Genomic DNA, 21,518 nt, shown 5'->3' with positions numbered 1-21,518 from the left:
GAGTGATCCCCGCCCTTTCTCTTTGTAAACGGCGGTGTTCGCTTAGCCGAACAGGCCACGCTTGGCAGGCTTGGTTTCCAGCGTCCGCGCCTGACCGCGCCAGTCCTCCTGAACGATCGTACCGGGCCTCAACCCCAGTCGCGCTTCCAGCGCCGCTTCCTGCTCGGCACCCAAGGCCGCAATCTGCTCGAAGCGCTGATAGCCCGCTTCGTTGAGCGACACTTCCTGCGCCTGGCTGATCCCGTTGATGCGGCTCAGATCATCGCGGTCATGCGTGGCACTGGCCGCAGCCACGCCCGCCGAACCGGCACCCACGGGCACCGCCTGCCGTTCCAGGTCGCGCACGCGCGTCTCGGCCGCCTCGATCCGCGCATCGCGTTCCTTCACCGATTGCCGGTGCAGCAATTGTTCGTCGCGCCAGGCCCGGCGATATTTGCCGCGCCCACTCATCATCAGGCCGAATATCAGGCCGATGACCAAAGCGATCAACAGCAGGGCAATGTCATTCAGGGTAAAGCTCATGGCGGGTCCTCCTGCCCATCCGAACGGTGCAGCGCGGCAAAAGTTGCCCTTTCCTCGTTCCGCTTCGGAAACGGGCCATAAAAGTGCAAAAAAGGGGCTTGCCCAAATGGCCGGGCGCTTCTATCTGCGCCTCTCCAAATGCACCCATAGCTCAGCTGGATAGAGCATCAGACTACGAATCTGAGGGTCGGGCGTTCGAATCGCTCTGGGTGCACCATTTTTCCGAAGGGCTTTATCGGTCGGGCTTCCAGCCTCTCCGCCGGTCTTTCCTCTGCACCCATAGCTCAGCTGGATAGAGCATCAGACTACGAATCTGAGGGTCGGGCGTTCGAATCGCTCTGGGTGCACCATTTTTCCCATCAGCGTCAGCCCATTGCCAGCGCGACCATCGCGTCGACATCGGTATGGGTTTCGAGCAGCGCGGCAACCTCGTTCAGCGCATCCTCGACCGACTGGTCATAATCCTGCCCCGCCGACGCGCTGCCCAACCGCTTCAGTAGGGCGTCGCGCAGCTCCGTGCTGGCGAGCAGCCCATGGACATAGCTGCCCATCACCCGACCATCGCGACTGGTCGCCCCATCCGCCCGATCGCCCAGCATGGCAAAGGGCCGCGCGCAATCCGGCCCGTCGGTTTGCCCCATATGCATCTCATAGCCGCCAAATTCCGCCCCCAGCGCCCGGCCACGCACCGCTTCCAGCGTCTTGGTGCCGCTGAGCACCGTATTGACATCCAGCAGCCCCAGCCCGGCGCCTGAGCCCGCCCGTCCCTCCAGCCCGTCCGGGTCGGCGATCGTCCGCCCCAGCATCTGGTATCCGCCGCATATCCCCAGCACCGCCCCGCCGCGCCGGTGATGCGCGCGTATGTCGATGTCCCACCCCTGCGCGACCATCGCCCGCATATCCGCCACACTGGCCTTGGAGCCGGGCAGGATCACCAGCGCCGCCTCGGCCGGAATGACCTGTCCCGGCCCGATCATGCGCAGGTCCACGCCCGGCTCCAGCTTCAGCGGATCGACATCATCGAAATTGGAAATGCGCGGCAGCACCGGGCAGGCGACCACCAGCGGCGCGTCGACCGAAAAATGCCGCCGCTCCAGCACGACCGCATCCTCGCTCGGCAGGCGCGCCACGGCATCCAGCCAGGGCACGACCCCCAGCCCGCGCCAGCCCGACAGCGCCTCGATCTGCGCATAGCCATCGATGAACAAAGCCGGATCGCCGCGAAATTTGTTGATCAGGAAACCCCGGATCATCGCCGCATCCTCCGGGTCGATCACCGTGCGCGTGCCCACCACCGCCGCGATCACGCCACCCCGGTCGATGTCGCCGACCAGTATGACCGGCACATTGGCGGCACGAGCAAAGCCCATATTGGCGATGTCGCCCGCGCGCAGGTTGATCTCGGCGGGCGACCCCGCGCCCTCGACCACGACGATGTCGCATTGCGCCTGCAACCGCGCATAGCTTTCCAGCACTGCGCCGAGCAATTCGCCCCGCGCGGCGCGGAAATTGCCCGATCCCAGCGTGCCGCGCACCTGGCCATGAACGATCAGTTGCGATGTCCGGTCGGCCTGTGGCTTCAACAGCACCGGGTTCATATCCGTATGCAGCGGTACGCCGCAGGCGATCGCCTGCAACGCCTGCGCCCGGCCGATCTCGCCGCCATCGGCCGTCACCGCCGCATTGTTGGACATATTTTGCGGCTTGAACGGCCGGACTCGATAGCCGCGCCGCACCAGCGCCCGGCACAGCCCGGCGACCAGCACCGACTTGCCCACGTCCGATCCGGTTCCCTGCAACATGATGGCACCCATGGCCATCCTCCCTGACCGGCGGGTGCCGTCAGCGCAAGCCCTTGAGCTATCCGTAGGTGCGCCGATATTCGAGCGTGTCCAATATCATGCCGCCGCCCATGAACACGGCGCCGGTACAGGCCAGCGCCAATAGCTGCCCGCCGGTGCCGGGATATTGCTGCATATAGGCGACGCCGCGCTCCGTGGCGCCCAGCGCGAGCGCGTAGATGATCAGAAACGCCTCGAACTTGGTCTTGACGATGAAAAGACGCTTGATCCGTTCCATTCCGATTCCATCCGGCGTTTGGCCCCCGCCATTACGGCATCAGATCGCCCGAAAGCTGCAAATGGTCAACAAGCGTTAACCATGATTGTTCGATGCGCGCGATCAACGTCGTGTCGCCCAGCCCGTCGGGCGCAATATCTTCGGGCCAATAGGCCGCGACGATGGCCGCGATGGCATCCAGCTTCGCCTCATCCACCAGGAAGCGCGGATCGATCGTCGCCGGATCGGCCACGACGCGCAGCCGCAGACAGGCCGGACCACCGCCATTGGCCATGGACTGGCGCACATCGACCGGCACGAGTCGGCGGATCGGCCCATTGCCGGCGATCATCTGCTCCAGCCATTGCCATACGGCGGGTGTCTCCCGCGCCTCGGTCGGCAGCACCAGCGCCATCTCGCCCGTCGGCAGCGTCACAAGTTGAGCGTTGAAGAGATAGCTTTTGATCGCATCGGCCAGGCTCACCGCGCTGGCAGGCACCTCGACGATCTCGACGCAGGGCAGGGCGGCACGCAGATCGGCATAGAAGCCTTCCTTGTCCGCAAAGGCCAGTTCATGGGTGAACAACACCCGCTCATTGGCCACCGCCACGACATCATTGTGGAAAGCGCCCGCCGCAATCGCTTCCTCGGACTGCTGCACGAACAGCGTCCGCGCCGGGTCCAGCCCATGCCGTCGCGCCACCGCCTTGCTCGCCTCGACATGCTGGCGCGCGGGGAAGGGGCCACCGGACTGGCCATAGACGAAGATCTCGACCCCCGGTTGGTCATGCCGTTCGGCCAATCGCATATGATTGGCCGCGCCCTCGTCGCCAAAGGGCGGCGGCACCGGGCCATGGACGGCAAAGACGCTCTGGTCGGAAAAGGCGACCCGCAATTGCGCCAGCGTCTGCGGCCATTCATGGCTGCGGTGCGCCATCGTCACCAGATTCGCGACGGTCAAATGGGTGCGCCGGTCGCCTGTGTCACTGGCGGGCGACACTGTCGCCGCATTGGCCGCCCACATGGACGAGGCCGACATCGCCGCCGCACGAATATGCGGCTCGGCCGCCCCGACATCGGTTCCAAGCTGCGCCAGCCATGCCCCGTCGGGTCGCCATTGCGGCAGGAAGATGCCCTGCGTCAGCCCCAGCCGGATATTGCCGCGCATCTTCTCGATACCCTGCAACGCCGCCGCGCGCGGATGCGACACCGCGCCTGCATTGCGCGCCGAGGCCAGATTGCCGACGCTCAAGCCCGCATAATTGTGGCTCGGCCCGATCAGCCCGTCGAAATTAATCTCGGTAACGCTCATGCCCGCCCCGCCATGGTGAATTCGACCCCCGGTTCCAGCCCGATCCGCGCCGCGCTCGCCGCATCGAGCGACACGACGCCATCCGCTTCCTGCACGAAACCCCAGGTGCAGCGATAGTCCGCGAGGCGCCCGGTCGCGATCAGCATCTTGTCGCCGCCCTTCTCATGCGTCGCGCCCAGTGTCACGTCGCGCGCGCCCGCAATCGTCTTCAACTGGTCGATCTGCCCGACCATCGTCGGGCCACCGTCGAAAATATCGACATAGCCCGCATTGTCGAACCCTTCGGTCTCCAGCATCCGCATCGCCGCCCGGCCATTGGGGTGGGGCAGGCCGATGACCGCGCGCGCGCTGTCGGTCAGCATCGCGGTATAGATGGGCGTCTTGGGCATCAGGTCGGCGATGAACTGGTTGCCGTTGACGGCGTTGAATTCATCAGCCTCCTGAAAGCTCATGCCAAAGAAGCGCCCGGCCAAACCGTCCCAAAAGGGCGACCCGCCCGCCTCGTCGATCACGCCGCGCAATTCGGCAATCACCTTGTCGCCAAAGCGCTGCCGATGCCCGCGAATATAGAGATAGCGGCTACGCGACAGCAGCAGGCCCAGCCCCTCGGCCCGTTCGCGCGGGTGCAGGAACAGCCCGCCGACCTCGACCGATCCCTCCAGATCGGTCGTGAGCGACAACATCTGCGCCCGGAATGTCCGGCCCAATTCACGACTATGCTGGGTCAGCATCCCCAACCGATAGGAATAGAAAGGCCAGCTTTGCCCCACAGTCGAGAAAATCTGGCATGTGCCGCGCACTTGTCCCGTCTCGACATTTTCCAGCACCATGACGATCAGCTCGTCGGCAATGCCATCCTCCGCCCGCGCCAGCGCCGCCTCGGTCCGCTCCAGCTTGGCCGCCAAAGACTTTCGGTCAGGCGGCAGGTTGGTGAAGCCACCCCCGGTCAGCTTCGCCATTTCATAGAGCGTCTGCAAATCCTCCGCGCGCGCGGTTCGCATGATGAAACTCAAGCGCTTACCCTCTCTTCTTCATATCTTATATCGTCCGTGCGCGATCCGCAGCAGCGCCAGCGCCGACAATCGCGCCCGTTCGGGCAGGCTGTCGGCGATCAGAAATTCGGCATCGCTATGGATGCTTCCGCCGCGCACCCCCATCGTATCGACCACCGGCACACCGCAGGCTGCGATATTATTGCCGTCGCACACCCCGCCCGTATCGCGCCAGCCAATCTCCAGCCCCATGTCAGCGCCGCATTGCTTGACCAGTCCGAACAGGCGCTCGGCCTTGTCATCCATCGGCTTTGGCGGCCGTCCGAAACCGCCATGCAGATGCAGGCTGACGTCATGGTCGCGCGCCACATCGGCCATCGCTCGTTCGATCAACGCCCGCGCCGCCGCCTCATCCTGCGGCGTCCGGGGCCGGAAATTGACTCGCAGCACCGCATGGTCAGGCACGACATTATTTGGCCCGCCGCCTTCGATCTTCGCCGGATTGCACGAACAGCCGGGGCCGCTCCCGGCCTTGAGCCGCAGCGCGAGGTCCGCCGCCGCCAGCAGCGCGTTGCGCCCCTCATCGGGATTGCGCCCGGCATGGGCGCTGCGCCCGCTCACCACGATCGAGAAATTGCCGCTCCCCGCCCGCGCGCCCGCCAGCGTGCCATCGGGCAGGGCCGGTTCATAAGTGAAGGCCGCGATCTTGCCCGCTGCCACCGACCGCAAAAGGCCAGCGGAGGAGGGGCTGCCCACTTCCTCGTCACTGTTGATGATGACGTCATAGCCAAGCGTCTGGGCCGTCTCCGTCCCCTCGATCGCCCGCAGCGCCGAGAGCATCACCGCAATGCCGCCCTTCATGTCAGCGACTCCCGGCCCGTTCAGCACGCCCGGTTCGATCCAGCGCTGCGCCTGGAACGGATGATCGGCGGCAAAGACCGTATCCATATGCCCGGTAAGCAATATCTGCACCGGCGCTTGCGGCCGCACCGACAGATGCAGATGCTGCCCATGCATGATCGTCTCGACCCGCCCATCGGCGCGCATCGTCTCGACCGGCACAGCGTCGATCAGCGTCAGGTAGCCCGGCAGAACGGCAAAGCTATCCGCCAGTGCCGCCGCCATCCGCGCCAGCCCGTCCAAATGCCGCGATCCGCTGTTGATCGCCGCCCAATCCTGCACCTGCGACAGCATAGGCGCAGCGGCGGCCCGCTCCAGCAGGGCGGCTTCGATCGTTGATAAGGAGTTCATGGCAAGGGTCTATCAGAGCGCGTCGCGCGCCTCCACCCCCACCGCGTCAGAAGTCGTAGGTCAGCGTCAACCGGCTCAGCGTGTCCAGATCGCGCGCGCTCAGCAGCGTTTCCGACTCATATTGGACGTTGTAGGACAGGGCGGCCGACAGCCGTGCCGCCACCTTCGTCTCGATCGCGGTCAGCGAGTTGAGCGAATAAACCTCGCTCTCGGCATAGCCCGCCGCCGTCTGCTTGAGCGTCAGCGTCGGCGACAAGCGCCACACCGCCGCCATCGATCCACGCGCGCCGAGCTTGGTTTCGCGCTCGCCGGTCAGATATTTGGCGTGTCGCACCGACGGACCGATATCGACCTGCAAATCCAGCGGCTGGCTGACGATCAGCTTGTAACCGATACCGACCGACCCGGTATAGCGTTCGTCATAGCCGATCGACGTATCCCGCTCGAACTGGGTCAGCCCATAGGCGAAACCGCGCGGATCGAACTGATAGCGTGGCTCGTAGCTGGCGAGATAGCGTTCGCGCGAGGTCACGCCATTGGCGCGGCGATAATCCGCCGTCGCGCTCAGCTTGTGCGTCCATTGAAGGCCTGCGCGAGTCGCCGTGGCCGTGCCGCTCAGGCCCAGTTCGCTGGTCGAGCCGGTCGAGCGAAACCCGCCCGCCTCGACCCGCCCGGTCCATAATTCGGTGAAGCGCGCCTCGCGAATCACGGTGTCGTGAGTCGCCTTGGTGCGTTCCTTCCAGCTATTGACCATCCGCTGGATTTCGTCACCCGACGCGGGATTGGTCTGCCGCGCGATCTTGGCGACGGTGGCGATTTCCGTTTCGCTGCCATTGGCGATCGCCGCCTCCAGCATTTCGCGTACCGATGACGGCAGCAAAACGGGGTCGGCGGCCAAAGCAGGGGCGGCAAACAGGAACGATATCAGGATCAAACAGGCACGCATGGCTCCGTCATACCCGCTCGACGGCAAAACTTAAGCCCCTAAGTGCCTGTTTTGCGCACGGCCTGCCGCAGGAACGGTATCGCAACGGTCAGATCAACGATTTGAATTCCTGCAGGATATCGCGATACAGCTTGCGCTTGAACGGTACGATCAGTTCCGGCAACGTTTCAGGCTCGGCCCATTTCCAGCTGCGAAATTCGGGATGCTTGGTCTGAATATTGACGTCGCTATCCTGCCCCAGGAAACGAGCGAGATACCAATATTGGCGCTGGCCGCGATATTTGCCGCCCCATAATTTGCCCAGCAATTCAGGCGGCAGATCGTAGAAATGCTCATCCCTGGCCTTGGCGATGATCTCGACATGCTCCGGCCCGATGCCGGTTTCCTCGCCCAGTTCGCGCAGCGCCGCGGCCTTGGCGTCCTCGCCCTCGTCGATCCCGCCCTGCGGCATTTGCCAGGCTTCCACGACATTATCGAGCCGTTGGCCGACGAAAACCTTACCATCCCTGTTGACCAGCATGATGCCGACGCACGGCCGATATGCCATTTCCCGTTCATTGGGCGTGGAAGCCATAAATCCCCTGAATCTTTCTCATATGGTGCCACAGACCCCAGCAGGGCACCGAACCTAAGGATAAGCGCGGCTGCCGTGCGCGTCCATGGATCGAATCGCGCATGGCCTGATTTGCGACGGGCCGTTGGTCCACAATATGCCCGATAGGGTGGTTGGAACCCGGCCCGGTGCCGCGCATTGCCCCATCATGTCCAGCAACGCCCCCGTCCTCCTCTGGCTCCGCCAGGATCTGCGCCTGTCCGATCAGGCCGCGCTCGCCGCTGCGGTGGAGGAGGGGCCGGTCATCCCGGTCTATATATTGGACGATGACATGCCGCGCAGTTGGGCGATGGGTGGCGCGTCGCGTTGGTGGCTGCACCACAGCCTGACCAGCCTGGACGAGCGGCTGCGCGAAAAGGGGTCGCGTCTCATCCTGCGGCGCGGGGCGTCGGCCGAGATACTGGCGCAACTGGCCGAAGAAACCGGCGCGTGCCGCGTCCATGCCCTGCACCATTATGAACCCTGGTGGCGTAACGCCGAAAAGGCGGTGGCCAAGGCGCTTGACCTTTGCCTCCACGATGGCGGTCTGCTGCTGCCGCCCGGTGCCGTGCGGACCGGGGCAGGGGGCATCTATCGCATCTACACGCCCTTTTCCCGCGCGGTGATGGAGCATATGCCACCGCCCACGCCGACCCGCGCGCCTGCGGCCATTCCGTCCCCGGATCAATGGCCAGCCAGCGACGCGCTGGAGGACTGGGCCTTGCTCCCCACCAAGCCCGATTGGGCGACCGGCTTCACCGAAGACTGGACGCCCGGCGAAGCAGGCGCGCGTGCGCACCTCAACAGCTTTCTCGATGCAGTCGGCGACTATCCGGTCGCGCGCAACCTGCCCTCGGTCGAAGGCTCCTCGCGCTTGTCGCCCCATCTCCACTTCGGCGAAATCTCGCCCGCTACCGTCTGGCACCGCGTTGCCGCTTCAGGACAGGATGCAACAGTCTATCTCAAGGAGCTGATCTGGCGCGATTATGCTCATGTGCAGATTTGCCAGATGCCGACCTATGGCTCGGAAAATGCCCGGTCGGATTTCGATGCGCTGCAATGGCGCGACCTGCGCAGCGCCGGGTCGGACTTTACCGCCTGGAAGACCGGGCGCACCGGCTATCCGATCGTGGATGCGGGCATGCGCCAGCTTTGGGCGACCGGCTGGATGCATAACCGCATCCGCATGATCGCCGCTAGCTTCCTCATCAAACATCTGTTGATCGACTGGCGCCACGGCGCACGCTGGTTCTGGGACACGCTCGTTGATGCCAGCTACGCCAATAATAGCGTCAATTGGCAATGGGTCGCGGGCAGCGGCGTTGACGCCAATCTGTTCACCCGCATCATGGCCCCGCTCAGCCAGTCGGAAAAATTCGACGCCGCCGCCTATATCCGCCGTTGGGTGCCCGAACTGGCCGATCTCAACGACAGCGTTATCCACGACCCTGACGCCCATGGCGCGCGCCCCGCCGCTTATCCACCCAAGATCATCGAGCATCGTGAAGGCCGCGAGCGCGCCTTAGCGGCCTATTGCCACGCAAAGGGGTGATTGCAGCGCCCGCCTGCTTCGGGCAGGAATGACGCCATGAATGCAGTCGATCCACGCCGCGGCCGCCGCGCGCTTTCCGTGCGCCAGCCGCCCCGTTCCGGCAAGCCCAGCCGGATGGGCCGCGCGTTGGGACCGCTCTTCCATCGCCTGCTCGACCGGATCGACCGGGGGCTGGATCAAGGGTCGCTCGACGCCACCCTGCCCGACGGCGCGCGCCGGATGCTGGGCGGTCGGACGCCGGGGCCGCATTGCGAAGTCCATCTCGTCCACTGGCGCGCACTGGTGCGGCTGGCGACCGGCGGGTCGGCGGGCTGGTATCGCGCCTGGGCGGCGGGCGAATGGACCAGCCCAGACCCGGTGCCGCTCTTTGCCCTGTTCATGACCAATGCCGTCGCGCTCGGCCGCGTCGCGCGCCCCAATGGCCCGACCCGCTGGATCGGCTGCGCCATCCACTGGGCACGGCGCAATAGCCGCACCGGGTCGCGCCACAATATCGCCTATCATTATGATCTGGGCAATGATTTCTACCAGCTCTGGCTGGACGATCTCATGCATTATTCCAGTGCCTTGTTCGTAGACCCTGACAGCGGGTCGGAAGACCTGGAACAGGCCCAGCGGCGCAAGGTCGATGCGATTCTCGACCGGCTGGCGCTCAAGAATGGCGATAGCCTGCTCGAAATCGGCTGCGGTTGGGGTGGTCTTGCCGAACAGGCGATGGAGCGGCATTCGGTCGCCTATACCGGCCTCACCCTCTCGACCGAACAGGCCGACTATGCCCGCGACCGCATCGGCTCCGGCGCGCAAATCTGCCTCACCGACTATCGCGATGCACAGGGCCAATATGACGCCATCGCCAGCGTCGAAATGGTCGAGGCCGTTGGCCAGCGCTACTGGCCCGCCTATCTCGCTACCATCCACCGCCTGCTCAAGCCCGGCGGCCGCGCGGCGATCCAATATATCCTGATCGATGACGCCATTTTCGATCGCTATGCGCGCGGCGCGGATTTCATCCAGACCTATATTTTCCCCGGCGGGATGCTGATGTCGGAAAGCCGCTTCCGCGCGTTGGCCGAGAAACAGGGGCTGGAGTGGCGCAATGTCCATCGCTTCGGCCAGCATTATGCGCAGACGCTCCGCCGCTGGCGCCTACGCTTCGACCAGGCGATCGAGCAAGGCCTGCTGCCCGCCAGTTTCGACCAACATTTCGTGGCCTTATGGCGCTATTATCTCATGTATTGCGAAGGCGGGTTCCGCGGCGGCGGCATCGACGTGGCGCAGGTTACTCTTGTGAAGCCCGCCTAAAACTGCCGTTCGTTTCGAGCGCAGTCGAGAAACGCCCGCGCAGGTCTCAGCCTTCGACCCGCATCCGGTGCCCGGTCGGCGTATCCGCCGCGACCAGTCCGACAATCGCATCGGCCACGACTTCCGGCCCCTTGAGCGTCGCAGGGTCTTCGCCCGGAAAGGCCCGCGCGCGCATCGCCGTGCGCGTCGCGCCGGGATCGACGATATGGGTGCGGATGGCCGAGATATTCTTCATCTCCTCACCATAGGCGCCCACCAGCGTTTCCAGCGCCGCCTTTGACGCGCCATAGGCACCCCAATAAGCGCGCGGGCTGACGACCGACGACGTCACCGCCACCACCCGCGCATCCTTGCTTGCCCGCAGCATCCCGTCGAACGCCGCGATCAGCGCCTGGGGGGCAGCGATATTGAGCGTCAACAGTCGCGCAAATTCCTTGGCGTCGATCGCCGGTACCGCTGCCAGCGCGCCCAGCGTCGCGGCATTTAGCACCAATATATCGAGCGCATCCCAGCGCCCGCCGATCGCCTGCGCCAACCGCCCGATGCTCTCGCCATCGATCAGGTCGAGCGGCGCGATCGTCGCGCTGCCGCCCGCGGCATGGATGCGTTCCTCTACCTCTTCCAGCCCGCCGGTCGTCCGCGCGGTCAGCACGACATGCGCGCCCGCCCGGCCCAAAGCCTCGGCCGTGGCCGCGCCAATGCCCCGGCTTGCCCCGGTAACGAGCGCCAATTTGCCGGAGAGGGGGCCGGAGCGAGAGGAAGTGTCAGTCATAGCATCTCGTCATTTTCAAACTGATTTATGTTCCGTTCGCCCTGAGCCTGTCGAAGGGCCTCACTTCCTGCACAAGGAAGGGGCTTCGACAGGCTCAGCCCGAACGGATCTTTTAGGTTCGGAGAAAAGTGCAAGGAAAGCCCGTCAGGCCACCCGCTCGGCCAGCAATTCCAGCTGATTGGTCACCACCACATCATCCTGATCGGTCAGCGCGGTGGGATAATCCCCGGTGAAACAGGCGTCGCAATATTGCGGCCGCGTGTCGGCTCGCTTCGCCTCGCCCAGTGCCTTGTACAGGCCGTCGATCGAGATGAAGGACAGGCTGTCGGCATGGATGAAATCCTGCATGCCACCCACGTCCAGCTTATGCGCGAGCAACTTGGTGCGTTCGGGCGTATCGACGCCATAGAAGCAGCTATGCTTGGTCGGCGGCGATGCGATCCGCATATGCACCTCTGCCGCGCCTGCCTCGCGCATCATCTGCACGATCTTCAAGCTGGTCGTCCCGCGCACGATCGAATCGTCGATCAGCACGATCCGCTTGCCTTTGATCAGCGCGCGGTTGGCATTATGCTTCAATTTCACGCCGAGATGGCGCACCTTGTCGCCCGGCTGGATGAAGGTCCGCCCGATATAGTGCGAACGGATGATGCCCAGTTCAAACGGAATGCCCGATTGCTGGGCATAGCCGATCGCCGCGGGTACGCCGCTGTCGGGCACGGGGATCACATAATCGGCCTCGACCGGATTTTCGATCGCCAGTTGCGCGCCGATCGCCTTGCGGACCGAATAGACGCTCGACCCATCAACGATCGAGTCGGGACGGCTGAAATAGACATGCTCGAAGATACAGGGACGCGGATGCACCGGGCCGAACGGCCGATGCGACCGAATCTCGCCTTCATTGGTGACGATCACCAGTTCACCCGGCTCAATCGTGCGCAGATATTCCGCACCCACCACGTCCAGCGCCACCGTCTCGGACGCGAAGATCGTCGTATCGCCAAGCTTCCCCATCACCAATGGCCGGATGCCCAGCGGGTCGCGACAGGCGATCATCCCTTCGGGCGTCATGACGATCAGTGAATAGGCACCCTCGACCTGCTTCAACGCATCGATGAACTTGTCGAGCAGCGTGCGATAGCTGGACGTCGCCACCAGATGGATGATGACCTCGGTATCCGACGTCGACTGAAAGATCGACCCGCGCCGAATCAGCTCGCGCCGCACCTTCATCGCGTTGGAGATATTGCCATTATGAGCGATCGCGAATCCGCCCGAATTCAACTCGGCATAGAGCGGCTGCACATTGCGCAGCGATGTCTCGCCGGTGGTCGAATAGCGCACATGGCCGCAGGCCGCGTCGCCCGGCAATCCGCGAATCACCTCGTCCCGGTCGAAATTCCCCGCCACATGGCCCATGGCCCGGTGGGTATGGAAATCATGCCCGTCCCAACTGGTGATACCGGCGGCTTCCTGCCCCCGATGCTGGAGCGCGTGGAGGCCAAGCGCGACGATAGCGGACGCCGTATCAGCGCCCGAAACGCCGAAAATGCCGCATTCCTCGCGCAACTTGTCGTCGTCGAAGGGGTTCGTAGTCATCATGGGTGCGAGCGGTTCCATAGCCGTTCCTGACAACCCATAAGGAATATCCAGGGGTCGTCGTTGAGCGCGCATATAGTCACTCGAAGCCGCTTTGTCGCCCTCCTGTCACAAAAAAGCGTCGAGCGGCGATTTCGACTGGTCGGGACTGCGCCGCCGGACCCCGTCATCAGGGCGCGATGACCCATCCCGCCAGCGCCCCGCCCGCCACGATCGCGGGCGTCACCCACGCGCCCTTGACCCGCCAGGCCACGACCAAAGCAACCAGGAACAGCAGCATCGCGAAGACCGGCCTGTCCACGCGCGCGCCCGTCGCCTGGGCCAATTGCACGAATGTCGCGGCGATGATGCCCACGACGGCGGCCGCCACGCCGGTCAGCATCCGGTGCAGCGCCGGATTTTCGACAACCGCTTCCAGCCGTTCGAAAAAGATCATCGAAAAGGCGAAGGCAGGCAGGAACATCCCCGCCGTCACTGCCAGCGCGCCGATCGGCCCGCCCGCGACATAGCCGACGAAGGTCGCGAAGATCACCAGCGGCGCAGGCAATATCCCTGCGAGGGCGATCCCGTCGAGGAAAGCTGAATCGCTGATCCACCCGCGCCCGACCGTATCGGCACGGACATAGGGAATGGCGGTATAGGCTCCGCCAAAGGTCAGCAGACCACCCTTCAATCCGGCGATGAACAGCATCGCCACGGTGGCTGGGGCAGCGGCTACCATCTGCGCTGCCGTTTCCGCTTCGCCCGCAACATGGCCGATCATCCCCGCGCCGATGACCGGCACGATCAGCAGCAGCGCGGCGATCACCGGCCTGTTGGCCAGCGCATAGGCGGCCCCGCCCGCGATCAATATGACCCAGAATGGCACATTCGCCAGCGTCGCGACCAGCGCCACCACGGCGATCACCGCCAGCGTCCGATCCTCGATGATATGCTGACCAATCCGCACGACGGCCCGCAAGATGATCGCCAGCACCACGATCTGCACGCCGAGCAAAACGCCCGCAAGTCCCGCATTGCCGGCGATCCAGCCGACATAAAGCCAGCCCGCGACCATCATCAGCGCTAGTCCCGGCAGCATGAAGCCCAGCCCGGCGAGCAGTCCGCCCAGCCGCCCGCGCGCCATCATCCCCAGATGGACGCACAGTTCATGGGCTTCGGGTCCGGGCAATATCTGCAACACCGCGAGCAATCGGTTGAAGCGCCCAGGCGTGATCCAGCGCTCCTCCTCGACCAACGCATGGCGCACCATCGCGATCTGCGCCACCGGCCCGCCAAAGGCGAGCGCGCCGAAACGCAGGAATTTGAGGAACAGCGCGATCAGGCTGATGCGCGGCGGCTGTATGTCGGTAATCGGGTCGGTCATCTAACGCTCCTCACGCCGCAGTCACGACGAATGGAACGGACTTGGACGGACCCCGTCTGACCGGGCGTCCGTGTTGGCCCGATGGCATCGGCTATCGGCGAAGTAGGCGCGGACTGTCAATCTCGTCGTTGCGCTGCGTAAATCCCCGTCCATCCGCAAAACGCCCCACTGGCATTGCCCTGCATGCCCCGCTACAGACGCAGCCCTGATGCATCGTTTCGCCAATCCCGCCCGCTTCCTCAAGATCGCGCGCCCGTTGACGGGCTGGCTGTTCTGGCCGGGGCTTGCCCTATTGCTGGCGGGCTGCGCGTGCGGCCTGTGGCTGACGCCCGCCGACTATTTGCAGGGGCAGACGGTGCGCATCCTTTATATCCATGTGCCTGCCGCCTGGCTCGGTATGGGCGGCTGGACCGGCATCGCCATCGCCGCGCTGATGCAACTGGTGTGGCGGCATCCGCTTGCCGCCGTGGCAGGCCGCGCGATCGCCGCGCCCGGCGCGCTGTTCACTGCCATATGCCTGGCCACGGGATCGATCTGGGGTCGCCCGACCTGGGGCACCTGGTGGGAATGGGACGGGCGGATGACCTCCATGCTGGTCCTGCTTTTCCTCTATCTTGGCTATATCGCGCTCGCCAATGCCAGCGCCCGCCAAGGGGCCGGGCAGGGCGGCGTCAGCAACGTCACTGCCATCTTCGGCCTTGTCGGTGCGGTCAATATTCCCATCATCAATCGCTCGGTCGTGTGGTGGAACAGCCTGCATCAGGGGCCATCCATCACCATGCGCGGGTCAAGCATCGACATGGCGATCCTGTGGCCGCTGGGCCTGACGCTGCTCGGCTTCACACTCTGGTTCGGCGCGATCGTCCTGATGCGGATGCGCGCGATATTGGCGCAGAACAAGGTCGAGGCGCGAATGCAGCGTCTCGCGAGAGGGTGACCCCGATGCAGCAATGGACCTTCGTCATCGCCGCTTATGCGGTCACCCTGCTGGGCACGGCGGCGGTCAGCTGGCTTAGCTGGCGCGCGATGCGCCGTGCCGAGGCCCAGGCCGAGCAACTGGCGGACCGCGCATGAAGGCCAAGCATCAACGGCTGATCCTCGCGCTCGCTGCATTGGTGGCGCTCATCGGTGCGGGCCTGCTGGCGGCTTCCGCGCTCAAGGATGAAGCCGCCTATTTCTATGCGCCGGGCGATGTGAAGACCAAGGGTGTCGAACCCGGCAAGCCGATCCGCCTTGGCGGCATGGTGGTCAAGGACAGCCTCAAGCGCGCGCCCGATGGCGTCACCATCACTTTCGACGTTACCGACGGCAAGGCCACCGTGCCCGCCACCTTCAGCGGCATCGCGCCCGACCTGTTCAAGGAAGGCAGCGGCGTCGTCGCCGAAGGATCGTTCGATACCAAAGGCACCTTCGTCGCCACCAACCTGCTCGCCAAACATGACGAACGCTATATGCCCCGCGAGTTGGAAGGCATGAGCTACAACGAAACCACCCGTGAAATCGAGGTGGACCAGTGAGGCTGTACGATATTCTCATCCTCCCCTGGCAGGGGAGGTGGCAACGCGAAGCGTTGACGGAGGGGTGTCACCCTCTCGATAGCAGGACACCCCTCCGTCTGGCCTGCGGCCAGCCACCTCCCCCACAGGGGGAGGATCATTTTTGCGTGGATAAGGCCCTATGATCGCCGAAATCGGCCTCGCCGCGCTCTGGCTCGCCGCTGCGCTGGCGCTGCTCCAGCTTGTCCTCGCCTTCACGGGCCTTAAGGGCAACAAGCCCGACCTGCTCGCCGCCGTGCGCCCCGCCGCCGTGGCGCAGGGCGTGTTGACTGCCATCGCCTTCATCGCACTCGTCACGCTGTTCCTGCGCTCGGACATGTCGGTGCTGCTGGTCGCGACCAACAGCCATTCGGCGAAGCCCTGGCTGTATAAGTTCGCCGGCACCTGGGGCAATCATGAAGGCTCGATGCTGCTCTGGGTCACGGTCATGGGCGTCGCCGGAGCGGCCGTCGCCCTGTTCGAACGTGCGCTGCGCCGCGACACTCATATGGCGACGCTGGGCGGACAGGCGGCAATCAGCCTCGGATTCTACGCCTTCCTGCTCTTCTCCTCCAACCCCTTTGCCCGCATCGCCCCCGCCCCAGCGGACGGGCAGGGGCTGAACCCGCTGCTGCAAGACCCCGGCCTCGCCTTCCATCCGCCCACGCTCTATATCGGCTATGTCGGCCTCTCGGTCGCCTTCTCCTTCGCCATCGGCGCGCTGCTGACGCGGCAGGTCGATGCCGCCTTCGCCCGCGCGATGCGCCCCTGGGTGCTGGCCGCCTGGGTGATGCTGACGCTGGGCATCACCGCGGGCAGCTATTGGGCCTATTATGAATTGGGTTGGGGCGGCTGGTGGTTCTGGGATCCGGTCGAAAATGCCTCGCTCATGCCCTGGCTCGCCGCGACCGCTTTGCTCCACAGCGTCACGGTGCTGGCGACCCGCGACGCCCTGCGCGCCTGGACGGTGATGCTGGCGGTCGTTGCTTTCTCCATGTCGATGGTAGGCACCTTCCTCGTCCGTTCGGGCATTCTTACCAGCGTCCATGCCTTCGCGGTGGACCCGGAACGCGGCAGTTTCATCCTCGGCCTGCTCGCCCTCTATATCGGCGGCGCGCTCGCCCTTTTCGGTTGGCGCATCGGTGCCGTACGCGAAGGCGCGCCATTCGAGTTGGTTAGCCGTGAAACCATGTTGGTTATCAATAACTTGCTGCTGACGGTCATATTGGGACTGGTCCTGGTCGGTACCCTCTATCCGCTGATGACCGAAGCCTTTGGCCACAAAGTCTCGGTCGGCGCGCCCTATTTCGACCGGATCGCCGGGCCGATCGCGCTCGCGCTGATGATCGCCATGGCTGTCGGGCCACTGGTGCGCTGGCGCAGGGACGATGCGCGCGTAGTGACCAAACGTTTGTTAATCCCCTTTCTCATAGCGCTATCCTTGTCCGCTTCGCTGTCCGTTTTGGCGTGGGGCCGCATCGGCATCTTGCCCTTCCTTGGCCTCGTCATTGCCGGTGCTGTCGGCGTCGCCAGCCTCGCGCCCCTGTGGAAACGCAATCTGCGCCGCACCCCGCTCTTCACCTATGGCATGGTCATCGCGCATCTGGGCTGTGCCGTCAGCTTAGGCGGCATGGCCAGCGACTCCGCCTTCACGGTCGAGAAACTGGTCGCCGCCCGCCCCGGCGACATGATCCAGACCGCAGGCTGGCAACTGCGATTCGTACAGATCCAACCCATAGCGGGCGATAACTGGACCGCGCTTCAGGCCGACATGGAGGTCCGCCGCGGCGGCGCGCCGGTGATGATCCACCCCCAGTCCCGCTTCTTCGCCTCGCCCCCGACCACCACCAGCGAAGCGGCCTTGCTCACCCGCTGGGACGGCCAACTCTACGTCGTGCTGGGCGAAGAGGTTGAGGGCGGTCGCTGGCAATTGCGTATCTGGTGGAAGCCCTTCGTCACCCTCATCTGGTTCGGCGGCATCCTGATCGCGTTGGGCGGCTTCCTCGCGCTGCTCGGTCGCGAACGGCGCGGCTGGCTGATGAAGTGGCGTGCCAGGGCAGCAACCGCATGAGGAAGCTTTTGATCTGGCTGCCGCTTGGGCTGTTCCTCGGCTTCATCGCCCTGTTCGCGAGCGGCCTGTTCCAGCCCGATGACCGCGTCATCCACTCCCGCCTGATCGGCCAGCCGCTCCCGGCCTTCACGCTGCCTGCCGCCGCCGGCGACCGTCCGCCGCTCGCCAGCACGCAGATGGCGACCGGCCAGCCGCGCCTGCTCAACATCTTTGCCAGCTGGTGCGTCCCCTGCGCGGCCGAAGCGCCGCAACTCGAAATGCTCAAGGCGGCAGGCGTGCAGATCGACGCCATTGCCATCCGCGACGCCCGGCCCGATGTCGATGCCTTCCTCGCCCGCTACGGCAATCCCTACGCCCGTATCGGCCTCGACGCCCGCAGCGCCGTCCAGATCGCGCTCGGATCGTCCGGGGTGCCAGAAACGTTCGTCATCGATGGCAGGGGGCGCATTGCCTACCAGCATATCGGCGACATCCGCGCCGATGATGTGCCGATGATCCTCGAAAAGCTGAGGGCCGCGCAATGAGACTGATCCTCGCGTTCCTCCTCGTGCTGATCGCGACGCCGCTCGCCGCCCAGACCGCGCTGCCGCCCGCGCCCTGGGCCGATCGCCAGATTCCCGACCCGGCGCAGGAGCGCAAGGCCAAGGCGCTGATGGAAACCATCCGCTGCCTCACCTGCCAGAGCCAGTCGATCGCCGATAGCAATGCCAGCATGGCGGGCGATATGCGCTCGCAAATCCGTGAACGGATCATGGCGGGCGAACAACCCGAAGCGATCCGCACCTGGTTGATTGCTCGCTATGGCGACTGGGTCAGCTACGAACCCACCGCCGCCCCCATCCTCTGGCCGCTCTGGGGCGCGCCCCTGCTGCTGCTTGGCCTTGGCCTGCTGCTGCTGCGTGGCCGGATCAAGCGAAAGGCGCGGTTATGACCGGCTGGTTCCTCGCCTTCGGCCTCGCGGCGCTGGCCTTCCTCGCCATGCTGCTGCTTGGCCGCATCCCCCGTTCCGCGCGAGAGATCAGCGCGGCCGCGCTGCTGTTGGGACTGGCGGGCTATGCCTGGCAGGGCAATCCAGGCCTGGCCGGTGCGCCGCGGTCGACCAAACCGGTCGAGGGCCAGTTCGACGAGAAGCTGGCCGAAGAACGGCGCAGCCTCGGCGAACGCTTCGGCCCGACCGGGCAATGGCTGATTCTGTCCGATGGCCTGGGCCGTCAGGGCAAGACAAAGGATGCCGCGAACATCCTGCTGTCGGGCCTGCGCGCCAGGCCCGACGACGCCACGCTGTGGCTCGGCCTTGGCAATGCGCTCGTCGCCCATGCGGACGACATTCTGTCGCCCGGCGCGGATTTCGCCTTCCGGCGGGCCATGGCGCTTGATCCCGAAGGGCTCGCGCCGCGCTATTTCTACGGCCTGGCACTGGCACGTAATAACCAACTGCAGGCTGCCCGCGCCATGTGGGCACCGCTGGCGGAGAGCGCGCCGGCGGACAGCCGGATCAAGGCGGAACTTCAAGCCAATATCGCGCGTATCGACGCCCTTCTGGCTCAGGATGGAACGGCCGCACCTTAGGCACGCAGCGTCGCATTGCACGCCCCTGGAGGGCATGGTAGGGCGCGGCGGTTTGTGGGGTGACAGCATCGTCCGTCATCGCTTCTCTTGGGATGTCGACACAGTATGACCATTGCGTTTTTCCTGCATGGCTGACCTGCTTCCCAACACCGCGCCGACGTCCGGCGAGGAAGAAACAGGCCACGGCCATGCCCGGCAGAAGGCCACCATCAAGCTGGTGGTCGGCGCGATCGGCATTGTCTTTGGCGACATCGGCACCAGCCCGCTCTACGCCTTCCGCGAGACGTTCGCCGGGCATCATCAACTGACCCTCGATCCCGACCATATATTGGGCGTAATCAGCCTGATGTTCTGGTCGATGATGCTGGTGGTGACGCTGAAATATGTCAGCATCATCATGCGCGCCGACAATAAGGGCGAGGGCGGCAGCCTGGCGTTGCTGGCGCTGATCAACGGGCAGACGAAGACGCAGCGCTGGTCGCGCGGCATCGTGCTGCTCGGCGTATTCGCGACGGCGCTCTTCTACGGCGATTCGATGATCACACCGGCCGTCTCGGTTCTGTCGGCGGTGGAGGGGCTTGCCGTCTATAATCCGGTGCTCGCGCCCGCGATCCTGCCGGTGGTGATCCTAATCCTCGTCGGACTGTTCTGGATACAGGGGCTGGGCACCAACAAGGTCGCGACCTTGTTCGGTCCGATCATGCTGCTCTATTTCGTGACGATCTCGACGCTCGGTATCCTCTCGATCATCCAGACGCCGGGCATCCTCTACGCCTTCAACCCCTATTGGGCCGTGATGTTCTTCGTCACCGATCCCCTGCCGGCCTTCCTGGCGCTTGGGTCGGTCGTGCTGGCGGTGACGGGGGCCGAAGCGCTCTATGCCGATATGGGCCATTTCGGCCGCAATCCGATCCGCGTGTCCTGGCTCGCCTTCGTGCTGCCCGCGTTGATGCTCAACTATATGGGGCAGGGCGCGTTACTGTTCCGAGAGGGGGCCGCAGCGCTCGACAGTCCCTTCTACAATCTCGCCCCGCAATGGGCGCAGTTGCCCCTCATCGCACTCGCCACCATGGCCGCGATCATCGCGTCGCAGGCGGTGATCTCCGGTGCCTTCTCGGTCACGCAGCAGGCGATCCAGCTCGGCTTCATGCCGCGCCTGCGCATTGCCCACACCAGCGCCGCGACCGCGGGCCAGATCTACATTCCCCTCATCAACTGGGGTCTGATGGTGATGGTCATCCTGCTGGTGCTGACCTTCAAGACCTCGTCCAACCTGACCGCCGCCTATGGCATCGCGGTCACCGGCGCGATGTTCATCGACAACGTCCTGCTGACCGTCGTGCTGTACCGGCTGTGGAACTGGAAATGGTATTATGCCGCGCCGGTGCTGGCCGTCTTCTACATCGTCGATGGCGCCTATCTCGCGGCCAACCTGACCAAGGTGCCCGATGGCGGCTGGTTCCCGCTGCTGATCGGCTTCATCATCTTTACCCTGCTGACCACCTGGTCGCGCGGTCGCCGCCTGGTGCAGGATCGCCTGCGCGAGGCCGCCATGCCGATCCCGGTGTTCGTGGCGTCCGCCGCCAACAGCGCGGTGCGCGTGCCGGGCACGGCGGTCTTCATGACCTCGACGCCCGATGGCGTGCCCCATGCGCTGCTCCACAATCTCAAGCATAACAAGGTGCTGCACGAGCGAGTCATCCTGCTGACCGTCAAGATCAAGGACGTACCGGTGGTCGAAGATGACGGCCGCTGCAAGCTGGAGGATCTAGGCCGCGGCTTCTTCCGCATGGTGCTGCAATATGGCTTCATGCAGGAACCCGACGTTCCCGCCGCGCTCAAGAATGTGTCGGGCTGCGGTCAGGCATTCAAGATGATGGACACCAGCTTCTTCTTGGCGCGCCAGACCCTGCTGCCGTCCTCCAAGCCCGGCATGCCGCTGTGGCGCGAAAAAATCTTCGCCTGGATGCTGCGCAACGCGGAAAGCGCGATGGAATTCTTCCGCCTGCCCACCAACCGCGTGGTCGAACTGGGCAGCCAGGTCGAAATATAGATACCAGCCAATGAGTGTTGGAA

21 protein-coding genes and 2 tRNA genes are annotated in these 21,518 nt (G+C 64.7%); 12 read left to right on the top strand and 11 right to left on the bottom strand.

All coding sequences use genetic code 11. The annotated features are described in order from the left end of the window. Positions 1 to 42: 42 nt before the first annotated feature. A complete protein-coding gene (locus ACZ2HM_RS05425; RefSeq protein WP_069066631.1) occupies positions 43 to 522 on the bottom strand; it encodes a hypothetical protein in 480 nt (159 codons plus the stop codon). Between the two features lie 140 nt (positions 523 to 662). On the opposite strand from ACZ2HM_RS05425, the gene ACZ2HM_RS05420 reads away from it, so the two are divergent. Both ACZ2HM_RS05420 and ACZ2HM_RS05415 read left to right on the top strand, forming a co-directional pair. Continuing rightward, a tRNA-Arg gene (locus ACZ2HM_RS05420) sits at positions 663 to 739 on the top strand. 56 nt (positions 740 to 795) lie between these two features. After that, a tRNA-Arg gene (locus ACZ2HM_RS05415) sits at positions 796 to 872 on the top strand. Between the two features lie 15 nt (positions 873 to 887). Here the strand turns inward: ACZ2HM_RS05415 and ACZ2HM_RS05410 are convergent. From ACZ2HM_RS05410 to ACZ2HM_RS05380, 7 genes are all read right to left on the bottom strand, one after another. Beyond that, positions 888 to 2,336 carry a cobyric acid synthase gene (locus ACZ2HM_RS05410; RefSeq protein ID WP_470426433.1) on the bottom strand — a complete coding sequence of 483 codons (1,449 nt, stop codon included), beginning with the start codon at positions 2,334 to 2,336 and terminating at the stop codon, positions 888 to 890. 46 nt (positions 2,337 to 2,382) lie between these two features. Continuing rightward, positions 2,383 to 2,601, bottom strand: coding sequence for a hypothetical protein (locus ACZ2HM_RS05405; RefSeq protein WP_043151364.1), 219 nt, complete (start codon positions 2,599 to 2,601; stop codon positions 2,383 to 2,385). 31 nt (positions 2,602 to 2,632) lie between these two features. Further along, positions 2,633 to 3,892, bottom strand: a complete 1,260-nt coding sequence (locus ACZ2HM_RS05400) for an N-succinylarginine dihydrolase (protein ID WP_470426432.1) — start codon at positions 3,890 to 3,892, stop codon at positions 2,633 to 2,635. Then, the gene (locus ACZ2HM_RS05395) at positions 3,889 to 4,905 is read right to left on the bottom strand and encodes an arginine N-succinyltransferase (RefSeq protein WP_037474651.1); all 1,017 of its coding nucleotides are present in this window, start codon (positions 4,903 to 4,905) and stop codon (positions 3,889 to 3,891) included. The genes ACZ2HM_RS05400 and ACZ2HM_RS05395 overlap by 4 nt, the downstream gene beginning before the upstream one ends. An 18-nt stretch (positions 4,906 to 4,923) precedes the next feature. Continuing rightward, complete coding sequence (locus tag ACZ2HM_RS05390; RefSeq protein ID WP_470426431.1) at positions 4,924 to 6,135, bottom strand: hydrolase; 1,212 nt, start codon at positions 6,133 to 6,135, stop codon at positions 4,924 to 4,926. A gap of 46 nt (positions 6,136 to 6,181) precedes the next feature. Next, a complete protein-coding gene (locus ACZ2HM_RS05385) occupies positions 6,182 to 7,081 on the bottom strand; it encodes a DUF481 domain-containing protein (RefSeq protein WP_037474646.1) in 900 nt (299 codons plus the stop codon). An 88-nt stretch (positions 7,082 to 7,169) separates the two neighbouring features. Next, entirely contained in the window at positions 7,170 to 7,655 is a 486-nt protein-coding gene (locus ACZ2HM_RS05380; protein WP_037474644.1) for an RNA pyrophosphohydrolase, read from the bottom strand. Positions 7,656 to 7,842: 187 nt separating this feature from the next. Here ACZ2HM_RS05380 and ACZ2HM_RS05375 point away from each other — a divergent pair, with 187 nt between their 5' ends. Further along, entirely contained in the window at positions 7,843 to 9,225 is a 1,383-nt protein-coding gene (locus ACZ2HM_RS05375; RefSeq protein WP_470426430.1) for a cryptochrome/photolyase family protein, read from the top strand. A gap of 36 nt (positions 9,226 to 9,261) precedes the next feature. Then, positions 9,262 to 10,527, top strand: coding sequence for a class I SAM-dependent methyltransferase (locus ACZ2HM_RS05370; protein ID WP_470426429.1), 1,266 nt, complete (start codon positions 9,262 to 9,264; stop codon positions 10,525 to 10,527). A gap of 46 nt (positions 10,528 to 10,573) precedes the next feature. Here the strand turns inward: ACZ2HM_RS05370 and ACZ2HM_RS05365 are convergent, their stop codons facing one another. The 3 genes from ACZ2HM_RS05365 to chrA all read right to left on the bottom strand — a co-directional run bounded on the left by ACZ2HM_RS05365 (position 10,574) and on the right by chrA (position 14,267). Continuing rightward, positions 10,574 to 11,299, bottom strand: a complete 726-nt coding sequence (locus ACZ2HM_RS05365; protein ID WP_037474636.1) for an SDR family NAD(P)-dependent oxidoreductase — start codon at positions 11,297 to 11,299, stop codon at positions 10,574 to 10,576. Between the two features lie 144 nt (positions 11,300 to 11,443). Beyond that, a complete protein-coding gene (gene purF / locus ACZ2HM_RS05360; RefSeq protein ID WP_333972528.1) occupies positions 11,444 to 12,904 on the bottom strand; it encodes an amidophosphoribosyltransferase in 1,461 nt (486 codons plus the stop codon). Positions 12,905 to 13,070: 166 nt separating this feature from the next. Then, positions 13,071 to 14,267: a chromate efflux transporter gene (gene chrA / locus ACZ2HM_RS05355; protein ID WP_470426428.1), complete on the bottom strand. Its 1,197-nt coding sequence runs from the start codon at positions 14,265 to 14,267 to the stop codon at positions 13,071 to 13,073. Between the two features lie 208 nt (positions 14,268 to 14,475). On the opposite strand from chrA, the gene ccmC reads away from it, so the two are divergent. The 8 genes from ccmC to ACZ2HM_RS05315 all read left to right on the top strand — a co-directional run bounded on the left by ccmC (position 14,476) and on the right by ACZ2HM_RS05315 (position 21,495). After that, positions 14,476 to 15,204, top strand: coding sequence for a heme ABC transporter permease CcmC (gene ccmC, locus ACZ2HM_RS05350; protein WP_037474633.1), 729 nt, complete (start codon positions 14,476 to 14,478; stop codon positions 15,202 to 15,204). 5 nt (positions 15,205 to 15,209) lie between these two features. Then, positions 15,210 to 15,341 carry a hypothetical protein gene (locus tag ACZ2HM_RS05345; protein WP_272945507.1) on the top strand — a complete coding sequence of 44 codons (132 nt, stop codon included), beginning with the start codon at positions 15,210 to 15,212 and terminating at the stop codon, positions 15,339 to 15,341. After that, positions 15,338 to 15,784 carry a cytochrome c maturation protein CcmE gene (gene ccmE / locus ACZ2HM_RS05340; RefSeq protein ID WP_037474631.1) on the top strand — a complete coding sequence of 149 codons (447 nt, stop codon included), beginning with the start codon at positions 15,338 to 15,340 and terminating at the stop codon, positions 15,782 to 15,784. The genes ACZ2HM_RS05345 and ccmE overlap by 4 nt, the downstream gene beginning before the upstream one ends. Before the next feature lie 160 nt (positions 15,785 to 15,944). Continuing rightward, positions 15,945 to 17,873: a heme lyase CcmF/NrfE family subunit gene (locus tag ACZ2HM_RS05335; RefSeq protein ID WP_470426427.1), complete on the top strand. Its 1,929-nt coding sequence runs from the start codon at positions 15,945 to 15,947 to the stop codon at positions 17,871 to 17,873. Next, positions 17,870 to 18,397 carry a redoxin family protein gene (locus ACZ2HM_RS05330; protein ID WP_470426426.1) on the top strand — a complete coding sequence of 176 codons (528 nt, stop codon included), beginning with the start codon at positions 17,870 to 17,872 and terminating at the stop codon, positions 18,395 to 18,397. The genes ACZ2HM_RS05335 and ACZ2HM_RS05330 overlap by 4 nt, the downstream gene beginning before the upstream one ends. Beyond that, positions 18,394 to 18,804 (top strand): cytochrome c-type biogenesis protein, encoded by a 411-nt coding sequence (locus ACZ2HM_RS05325; RefSeq protein WP_470426425.1) that lies wholly within the window; start codon positions 18,394 to 18,396, stop codon positions 18,802 to 18,804. Before ACZ2HM_RS05330 ends, ACZ2HM_RS05325 begins: the two co-directional genes overlap by 4 nt. Next, the gene (locus tag ACZ2HM_RS05320; protein WP_470426424.1) at positions 18,801 to 19,442 is read left to right on the top strand and encodes a tetratricopeptide repeat protein; all 642 of its coding nucleotides are present in this window, start codon (positions 18,801 to 18,803) and stop codon (positions 19,440 to 19,442) included. Before ACZ2HM_RS05325 ends, ACZ2HM_RS05320 begins: the two co-directional genes overlap by 4 nt. A 127-nt stretch (positions 19,443 to 19,569) precedes the next feature. After that, positions 19,570 to 21,495, top strand: coding sequence for a potassium transporter Kup (locus tag ACZ2HM_RS05315; protein WP_470426423.1), 1,926 nt, complete (start codon positions 19,570 to 19,572; stop codon positions 21,493 to 21,495). The last annotated feature ends 23 nt before the right edge of the window (positions 21,496 to 21,518 follow it).

This window comes from Sphingobium sp. KKT206, from assembly GCF_055640555.1.
Note: the sequence above shows the minus strand (reverse complement) of the source record. Positions and strands in the feature narration are given on the sequence as shown.

Bases quoted from the DNA above. Each gene is read 5' to 3' on its own strand.
- ACZ2HM_RS05425 (WP_069066631.1), bottom strand. From the start codon at position 522: ATGAGCTTTACCCTGAATGACATTGCCCTGCTGTTGATCGCTTTGGTC.
- ACZ2HM_RS05410 (WP_470426433.1), bottom strand. From the start codon at position 2,336: ATGGGTGCCATCATGTTGCAGGGAACCGGATCGGACGTGGGCAAGTCG.
- ACZ2HM_RS05405 (WP_043151364.1), bottom strand. From the start codon at position 2,601: ATGGAACGGATCAAGCGTCTTTTCATCGTCAAGACCAAGTTCGAGGCG.
- ACZ2HM_RS05400 (WP_470426432.1), bottom strand. From the start codon at position 3,892: ATGAGCGTTACCGAGATTAATTTCGACGGGCTGATCGGGCCGAGCCAC.
- ACZ2HM_RS05390 (WP_470426431.1), bottom strand. From the start codon at position 6,135: ATGAACTCCTTATCAACGATCGAAGCCGCCCTGCTGGAGCGGGCCGCC.
- ACZ2HM_RS05385 (WP_037474646.1), bottom strand. From the start codon at position 7,081: ATGCGTGCCTGTTTGATCCTGATATCGTTCCTGTTTGCCGCCCCTGCT.
- ACZ2HM_RS05380 (WP_037474644.1), bottom strand. From the start codon at position 7,655: ATGGCTTCCACGCCCAATGAACGGGAAATGGCATATCGGCCGTGCGTC.
- ACZ2HM_RS05375 (WP_470426430.1), top strand. From the start codon at position 7,843: ATGTCCAGCAACGCCCCCGTCCTCCTCTGGCTCCGCCAGGATCTGCGC.
- ACZ2HM_RS05370 (WP_470426429.1), top strand. From the start codon at position 9,262: ATGAATGCAGTCGATCCACGCCGCGGCCGCCGCGCGCTTTCCGTGCGC.
- ACZ2HM_RS05365 (WP_037474636.1), bottom strand. From the start codon at position 11,299: ATGACTGACACTTCCTCTCGCTCCGGCCCCCTCTCCGGCAAATTGGCG.
- purF (WP_333972528.1), bottom strand. From the start codon at position 12,904: ATGATGACTACGAACCCCTTCGACGACGACAAGTTGCGCGAGGAATGC.
- chrA (WP_470426428.1), bottom strand. From the start codon at position 14,267: ATGACCGACCCGATTACCGACATACAGCCGCCGCGCATCAGCCTGATC.
- ccmC (WP_037474633.1), top strand. From the start codon at position 14,476: ATGCATCGTTTCGCCAATCCCGCCCGCTTCCTCAAGATCGCGCGCCCG.
- ACZ2HM_RS05345 (WP_272945507.1), top strand. From the start codon at position 15,210: ATGCAGCAATGGACCTTCGTCATCGCCGCTTATGCGGTCACCCTGCTG.
- ccmE (WP_037474631.1), top strand. From the start codon at position 15,338: ATGAAGGCCAAGCATCAACGGCTGATCCTCGCGCTCGCTGCATTGGTG.
- ACZ2HM_RS05335 (WP_470426427.1), top strand. From the start codon at position 15,945: ATGATCGCCGAAATCGGCCTCGCCGCGCTCTGGCTCGCCGCTGCGCTG.
- ACZ2HM_RS05330 (WP_470426426.1), top strand. From the start codon at position 17,870: ATGAGGAAGCTTTTGATCTGGCTGCCGCTTGGGCTGTTCCTCGGCTTC.
- ACZ2HM_RS05325 (WP_470426425.1), top strand. From the start codon at position 18,394: ATGAGACTGATCCTCGCGTTCCTCCTCGTGCTGATCGCGACGCCGCTC.
- ACZ2HM_RS05320 (WP_470426424.1), top strand. From the start codon at position 18,801: ATGACCGGCTGGTTCCTCGCCTTCGGCCTCGCGGCGCTGGCCTTCCTC.
- ACZ2HM_RS05315 (WP_470426423.1), top strand. From the start codon at position 19,570: ATGGCTGACCTGCTTCCCAACACCGCGCCGACGTCCGGCGAGGAAGAA.